Annotated in this window: 8 protein-coding genes and 1 pseudogene; 3 read left to right on the forward strand and 6 right to left on the reverse strand. The window is 62.4% G+C overall.

Annotation, left to right across the window (positions count from 1 at the left end):
• Positions 1–160, reverse strand: a pseudogene (locus ACIQ42_RS14685) (12-oxophytodienoate reductase); the annotation flags it as partial.
• 183 nt (positions 161–343) lie between these two features.
• Between ACIQ42_RS14685 and ACIQ42_RS14690 the strand changes: the two are divergent.
• Together ACIQ42_RS14690 and ACIQ42_RS14695 are read left to right on the forward strand one after the other, a co-directional pair.
• Positions 344–1,621, forward strand: a complete 1,278-nt coding sequence (locus ACIQ42_RS14690; protein ID WP_397423003.1) for a cytochrome P450 — start codon at positions 344–346, stop codon at positions 1,619–1,621.
• A 78-nt stretch (positions 1,622–1,699) separates the two neighbouring features.
• Positions 1,700–2,137 carry a CHRD domain-containing protein gene (locus ACIQ42_RS14695; RefSeq protein WP_397423004.1) on the forward strand — a complete coding sequence of 146 codons (438 nt, stop codon included), beginning with the start codon at positions 1,700–1,702 and terminating at the stop codon, positions 2,135–2,137.
• Positions 2,138–2,195: 58 nt separating this feature from the next.
• On the opposite strand, the gene ACIQ42_RS14700 is transcribed toward ACIQ42_RS14695, so the two are convergent.
• From ACIQ42_RS14700 to ACIQ42_RS14720, 5 genes are all read right to left on the reverse strand, one after another.
• Complete coding sequence (locus ACIQ42_RS14700) at positions 2,196–2,816, reverse strand: surface-adhesin E family protein (RefSeq protein ID WP_397423005.1); 621 nt, start codon at positions 2,814–2,816, stop codon at positions 2,196–2,198.
• Between the two features lie 46 nt (positions 2,817–2,862).
• Positions 2,863–4,086, reverse strand: a complete 1,224-nt coding sequence (locus tag ACIQ42_RS14705) for an acyl-CoA dehydrogenase family protein (RefSeq protein ID WP_397423006.1) — start codon at positions 4,084–4,086, stop codon at positions 2,863–2,865.
• A 6-nt stretch (positions 4,087–4,092) separates the two neighbouring features.
• Complete coding sequence (locus ACIQ42_RS14710) at positions 4,093–4,386, reverse strand: putative quinol monooxygenase (protein ID WP_397423007.1); 294 nt, start codon at positions 4,384–4,386, stop codon at positions 4,093–4,095.
• A 91-nt stretch (positions 4,387–4,477) separates the two neighbouring features.
• Complete coding sequence (locus ACIQ42_RS14715; RefSeq protein ID WP_397423008.1) at positions 4,478–4,768, reverse strand: hypothetical protein; 291 nt, start codon at positions 4,766–4,768, stop codon at positions 4,478–4,480.
• 104 nt (positions 4,769–4,872) lie between these two features.
• The gene (locus tag ACIQ42_RS14720) at positions 4,873–5,568 is read right to left on the reverse strand and encodes a TerB family tellurite resistance protein (RefSeq protein WP_397423009.1); all 696 of its coding nucleotides are present in this window, start codon (positions 5,566–5,568) and stop codon (positions 4,873–4,875) included.
• A 63-nt stretch (positions 5,569–5,631) separates the two neighbouring features.
• Between ACIQ42_RS14720 and ACIQ42_RS14725 the strand changes: the two genes are divergently transcribed.
• Positions 5,632–6,104, forward strand: a 473-nt coding sequence (locus ACIQ42_RS14725) for a hydantoinase/oxoprolinase N-terminal domain-containing protein (RefSeq protein WP_397423010.1), incomplete at its 3' end; no start/stop codon positions are given.

The following is a 6,104-nucleotide window of genomic DNA, read 5'->3' on the forward strand; positions in this document are numbered from 1 at the left end:
GACCAACCTGGCTTTCGGCGCGCCGACGATAGTAGGCCGCCACCTCTTCAGTCGCCACGCCGCCCGGAGAGAACGAGCGGGTCATCGGCGCCATGACGACGCGGTTAGGGAGCGTCAGCCCCTTGAAAGTAAACGGGGTGAAGAGGACGTCGGAGGCCATGAAAAATTCCCGTGAGTCTGGTTAGCCCAATGTCGTTGGCGTGACGGCGCTGCGCCAGTGCAGAAATTCTGACGCCAAAGGTGACGCATGCGTCACTTTTGATTGACATGACCCGGCCCGGGGATCAACCTCACAACCGATCAAATGCGGGCGCTTTCGACCCGCGACATTGGAGGATGAGCCATGGACGACGGCGCCATCGACCTGAAGCGCGCAGCCCGCGAAGCCGCGTATAACATGCCCCTCGCGGACATTGATCCCAGCGATCCCGAGCTGTTTCGCAACGATACCATGTGGCCCTATTTCGAGCGGCTGCGGAAAGAAGACCCCGTCCACTGGTCAACCTCGCCGGAGGCGGAGATCGGCGGCTACTGGTCGATCACCAAGTACAACGACATCATGGCCGTGGATACAAACCACGAGGCCTTCTCGTCGGAACCAACGATCGTCCTGCCAGACCCCGATGCAGACTTCACCCTGCCCATGTTCATCGCCATGGACCAACCCAAGCACGATGAACAACGCAAGACGGTGAGCCCGGCGGTTTCACCGGTCCAGTTGATGAACCTGGAGCCCGTTATTCGCGAACGCGCCGGGGCCATTCTCGACAGCCTGCCGATCGGCGAAGAGTTCAACTGGGTGGACAAGGTCTCCATCGAACTCACCACCATGACGCTGGCCACCCTGTTCGATTTTCCGTGGGAGGACCGCCGCAAACTGACCCGTTGGTCCGATGTCGCCACGGCGGCGCCGAACAGCGGCCTGTTCAGCTCGGACGATCCGGAGATCGCCAAGGCGGAAGGCCGCGCCGAACTCTTTGAATGCGTCGACTATTTCCTGCGCCTGTGGAACGAGCGGGTGAACGCTCCGCCGCAGCCCGACCTGATCTCGATGCTGGCCCACGGCGAATCCACCCGCAACATGGACCGGATGGAATACCTCGGGAACCTGATCCTGCTGATCGTCGGGGGTAACGACACGACCCGCAATTCGATCACCGGCTCGATCCTGGCGCTTAGCCAGAACCCGGAGCAGGAGCGCCTGCTTCGCGCCGATCACAGCCTGATCCCGGCCATGGTCTCCGAAACCATCCGGTGGCAGACGCCTCTGGCCTATATGCGCCGCACGGCGCTGAAGGACGTGGAACTGGGCGGCAAGACCATCAAGAAGGGTGACAAGGTCGCCATGTGGTACGTCTCGGGCAATCGGGACGAAGAGGTCATCGAACGACCAAACGACTTCTGGATCCAGCGGCCACGGGTGCGCCAGCACCTCTCGTTCGGGTTCGGCATTCACCGCTGCGTCGGTAATCGTCTGGCCGAGCTGCAGCTCAAGATCATCTGGGAAGAGATCCTCAAGCGCTTCCCGAAGATCGAGGTGATGGGGCCGCCGCGCCGCGTGCCGTCTTCCTTCGTGAAGGGCTATGAATACCTGCCCGTGGTAATCCCAAGCCGGACCTGACTTTCCAGGTTTGATTGACGTAGGGCCTCGACTACGCTTCCGTCCCCTTACCGGGCCGGGAGCCCGCAGGAGGGTTGCATGACGAAGATCATCGCAAGGGCAGCCGCGCTGGCGTTCACGGCAACAGCCGTGGTCTCCGCGCCCGCTTTCGCACAGGCAGTTGCACTTTCCGCGCATCTGATGGGTTCCGCAGAAAAGCCCAGCGCCGGCGACGCCGATGGGATGGGCCACGCCACGTTGAAGGTCGACGTCGCCAAGTCTCAGGTTTGCTACACCCTGATGGTGGAGGGGATCGCGCCGGCCACCATGGCCCACATCCACAAGGGACCGAGCGGTTCGGCTGGGCCGGTGGCCGTGCCGTTGACAGCACCTGATGTCGTGGGAAAGAGCGCTGGCTGTGCGACCGCCGATCCTGCGGTGGTCACGGATCTGCTGGCCAATCCCGCCGGTTACTACGTGAACGTCCACAACGCCGAGTTCCGCGCGGGCGCGATCCGAGGCCAGTTGTCAAAATAGTTAATGACCGACACCAGGGCGAGGCGAGAGGAATAGTCCCGAGCCCTCGAAAAGCGGCCTAGCGGGTCGCAGGTTTCAGGTTGCTGACCGTAGCCTTGGGCGGAATTGTCTTCTTCGCCGCCGCCCCACCCGTTGGCGCAGCCTTGGCTTGTGCGGGTCGTCTTGTGTCGCCTCCCGCCGCACTGGTCGGGAGTGGCGGATCCCAAGCCGCCATCAAGCTGATCACGACTTTGGCGACGCTTTCGGCCGAGACGACCGAGCCACCACCACCGCTTCTGCGACACACCAGCCTGAATGCATTGTAGATGTCGCTCGCATTGGTCGGCGGATTCCACTCGGGATTGGGATTGCGCTGGCTGACCAGGGTCGCGCCGGTCCGGGAGAAGGCCGTAAACTCGGTCCACCGCACAAGATTGGCGCCGCAGTCATATTCGGACAGGGTCCGAACGTAGCCCGGCACGGGAACCTCTCCCGTCATTATGTTCCGCTGCACCCTCACTGCCCAGGCGCGGCGGACCGGACCTTCGTTGGACAGTGTCTCCACGCCTTGGGGATCAATGACAGTCCAGGAGTCAGCGCCCGACTGAACGACGTAGTACGACCCTCCAAGGGCGGCGGTGCCAAGGGCGACCGTGGCCAGGCCGGCCAGTGCTGCGACAATCCGGGCGGCGCGCGACATTCTGTGACTTTCGCTCAGAACAAACCGTTGTCCTGCCCAGAACCCGTCAGAGCCCCAGCACCATCTTGGCCATGATGTTGTGCTGGATCTCATTCGACCCGGCATAGATCGACGTCTTGCGATAGTTGAAATAGTGGGGCGCCACGGTCGCTGCGTAGTCGGGTCCGGCGCGGAAGGTATTGCCGCCCGGCTGAAGCATCTCCCAGGTGTCGCGCACGAAGGGCTGAGCATAGAGGCCGGCTGCCTCGAGGGCCAGTTCGGTGACAGCCTGCTGCATCTGGCTGCCTTCCAGCTTGAACATGGACGAAACCGCCCCCATTGCCTCGCCGCTGGCGCGTCCCGCAAAGGCACGCAGTTCCGTAGCGTTCAAGGCCTCGATCTTTATCTCGGCCTCGCACAGCTTTTTGCGGAAGTCCGGATCGTCCATCATAGTGCCGCCACGATCCGACCGTTCAACACCAGCGATCTTGCGGACCTTGCGCATCTGCATGGACAGACCCGCTGCGTAGGGATTACCGCGCTCAAATTGCAGGAGATATTTGGCGTAGGTCCAACCCTCGCCCTCCTTGCCGATCCGGTTGGCGACCGGCACCCGCACGTTGTCGAAGAAGGTTTCGTTGATCTCCTGCTCGCCCTCGGCCGGTCCATCAAGCGTCGGGATCGGCCGGATGGTGATGCCTGGAGTCTTCATGTCAATCAGCAGGAAGCTGATGCCCTTCTGGCGGATCTCTTCATTAGAGGTTCGCACCAGGCAGAACATCCAGTCCGCCCACTGCGCCAGCGTCGTCCAGGTTTTCGAACCATTGAGCACATAGTGGTCGCCGTCGCGTACCGCCTTCATGGACAGCGAGGCGAGATCGGAGCCCGAGCCTGGCTCGGAGTAGCCCTGGCACCACCAGACGTCAGTGGACAGGATCTTAGGCAAGTGCTGAGCCTTCTGTTCCTCGGTCCCGAACGCCATGACGACAGGCGCGCACATCGTCGTTCCCATATTCGACGTCGAAGGCGCACCGGCCAGCGCCATCTCCATGTCGAAGATGTACTTCTTGCTGAGATCCCAGCCCGTGCCGCCATGCTCAACCGGCCAGTCAGGCGCCATCCAGCCGCGGGCGCCCAGGCGCTTCAACCACCGCACCTGACTGGCCTTGTCCAGATGATGGTTCTTGGACTGCTCCAGCTTGGCGCGCATCTCGTCGTCGAACGCCTCGGCGATAAATGCCCGAACCTCGTTGCCGAACGCCAGATCCTCAGGAGAGAAATTCAGATCCATGTCAGCTCACCCCACGCCGTCCAGATATTCGACCTCAGGCCGCCCCGCCAGCACCGCGGCGAACTTGGGCCCTGCTGCCTTGAAATAGTCCGTGCCGCCGTGATGGGTCAGCGCATCCTGGTCCACATAGAGTTCCAGAAACTTGTAGGTATTGGGTTCGGTGCGGCTCTTGGTCAGTTCATAGGCCAGATTACCCGGCTCGTTCGCCCGCACTTGCCGGGCCAGTTCAGACGCAAAGGCCTCGAACTCCGCCCCTTTTCCGTCCTGGATCCGGATTGTCGCAATCACGCCAATGGACATTTTTCGCTCCCAACGCTTGTTTGAAAGCACGCTAGTGCCGGGCGGCAGAGCCGGCAAGCGTCACCTCGCGGCAACGAGTCATCGCGGCAGTCTAGCGGCGCTCGTTCCAGCCATAGGCAACCCAGTGATGGCCGCCCTGATGACGGGCTTCGATGATGTCACTGTCGGTGCGACGCGCGCGCACTGTACGCCGGGCCCGCATTGCGAAACCGGCAAAGGCCAGAAGCGCAGACGCCATCACCGCGATCACGGCCACGGTGGCTGCGGCGAACACGGCCAGGATCGCACCGACGATAACCGCCGCGATGGTCGCCAGCCCTCCGGCGAGCAACGCGAGGCTACGGAAGGCAGATCCTTGTCTCGCGGCGAAATTCTGAACCATCGGTTCTCCTCAGCGGACGGCTGTGTCCATCACTGACACACCAATGTCATTACTCAATGGCCGCACGTCAAGTCGGCAACCATCGACGCGCATACAGGCCAAGTTCACGAAGCGCCGACAAGAGCATGGGCGCGACGGTCACGGACAATCTCGTCATAGGCGGCGTTGATGGCCGCAGACTTGGCCTCGGCGACTTCGACAAACTCATCGGGTAGCCCGCGCGATCGCGCCCGATCAGGATGCGATTCTGTGAGCATGGCCCGCCAGGCCGCGCGAACGTCTGCGTCCGGGGCGTCCGGGGCGACACCAATGACCAGATAGGGATCATCCCGCTCGCCGCCCAGGTGGGTCGCCTTGATCCGCCGGAAGGTCAGAGCCGAGAACCCGAAGAGCACGCTGACACGTTCGAGATAATCAAGCTCATCCCCGGTCACGGCGCCGTCCGAACGTGCGATATGAAAAAGGCCGTCCAGTACATCTTCCAGTATTTGTGGACAGGAGCCGTAGCGCTTCTTCAGCCTACGGGCGTAGCTCTCAAAGCCGCGGGTGGTCTGTCGGGCGAGCTGATAGAGCCGGCGGATGTTTCCTTCGCTGCCATCGTCAGAGCGGAATACAATGGAAAAGGTTTCGTACTCGGCCGATTGGGCGTTGCCGTCCGCCTTGGCCAGTTTCGCGCCAAGCGCAGTGACGGCCGTGGAGAACGCGGGGTCCTCCCCGGGCAGACCCGGTGGGCATTGGTCGCATTCCGCCTCATCGAGATTGCGGACTGCCAGACCAGCAATTTTGCGCCAGAAGCTCATTTCGCTATGGGCATGCCTTACGACTAGGGCGAGCCCGTGACAATCACACCGAGAGGTTAAGTTTTGGACAGGCGCTTCAGCTTCTGGATTGATCGCGGGGGGACATTCACCGATGTGATCTGTCGATCAGACGACGGCGTGGAGACCTCGCTGAAGCTGCTTTCGGCGTCGGCGGCCTATCCTGACGCAGCCGTTGAGGCGATGAGGCGGCTCATGGATGTGGCGGCGGGTGATCGTTTCCCGGCCGCGCGGGTTGACGCCATCAAGATGGGAACCACGGTCGCCACCAACGCCCTGCTGGAGCGCCGCGGGGCCCGGACCCTGTTTGTGACAACGGCGGGCTTCGGCGACGCCCTCGTCATCGGTGACCAGTCGCGACAAGACCTGTTCGTTCTGAACCCCCGAAAACCAGCACCGCTTTACGACGGCGTGGTGGAAGCGATCGAGCGGCTGGCAGCGGACGGAGCACCGGTTTTGCCGTTGGCCGGGAATGACCTGCGCAAGCAACTCGAGGCCGCTGTGGGGGCAGGCTTCAC

The sequence above is a fragment of the Phenylobacterium sp. genome, from assembly GCF_044372605.1.
Lineage (GTDB): Bacteria > Pseudomonadota > Alphaproteobacteria > Caulobacterales > Caulobacteraceae > Phenylobacterium.

Bases quoted from the DNA above. Each gene is read 5' to 3' on its own strand.
- ACIQ42_RS14720 (WP_397423009.1), bottom strand. From the start codon at position 5,568: ATGAGCTTCTGGCGCAAAATTGCTGGTCTGGCAGTCCGCAATCTCGAT.
- ACIQ42_RS14715 (WP_397423008.1), bottom strand. From the start codon at position 4,768: ATGGTTCAGAATTTCGCCGCGAGACAAGGATCTGCCTTCCGTAGCCTC.
- ACIQ42_RS14705 (WP_397423006.1), bottom strand. From the start codon at position 4,086: ATGGATCTGAATTTCTCTCCTGAGGATCTGGCGTTCGGCAACGAGGTT.
- ACIQ42_RS14690 (WP_397423003.1), top strand. From the start codon at position 344: ATGGACGACGGCGCCATCGACCTGAAGCGCGCAGCCCGCGAAGCCGCG.
- ACIQ42_RS14700 (WP_397423005.1), bottom strand. From the start codon at position 2,816: ATGTCGCGCGCCGCCCGGATTGTCGCAGCACTGGCCGGCCTGGCCACG.
- ACIQ42_RS14710 (WP_397423007.1), bottom strand. From the start codon at position 4,386: ATGTCCATTGGCGTGATTGCGACAATCCGGATCCAGGACGGAAAAGGG.
- ACIQ42_RS14695 (WP_397423004.1), top strand. From the start codon at position 1,700: ATGACGAAGATCATCGCAAGGGCAGCCGCGCTGGCGTTCACGGCAACA.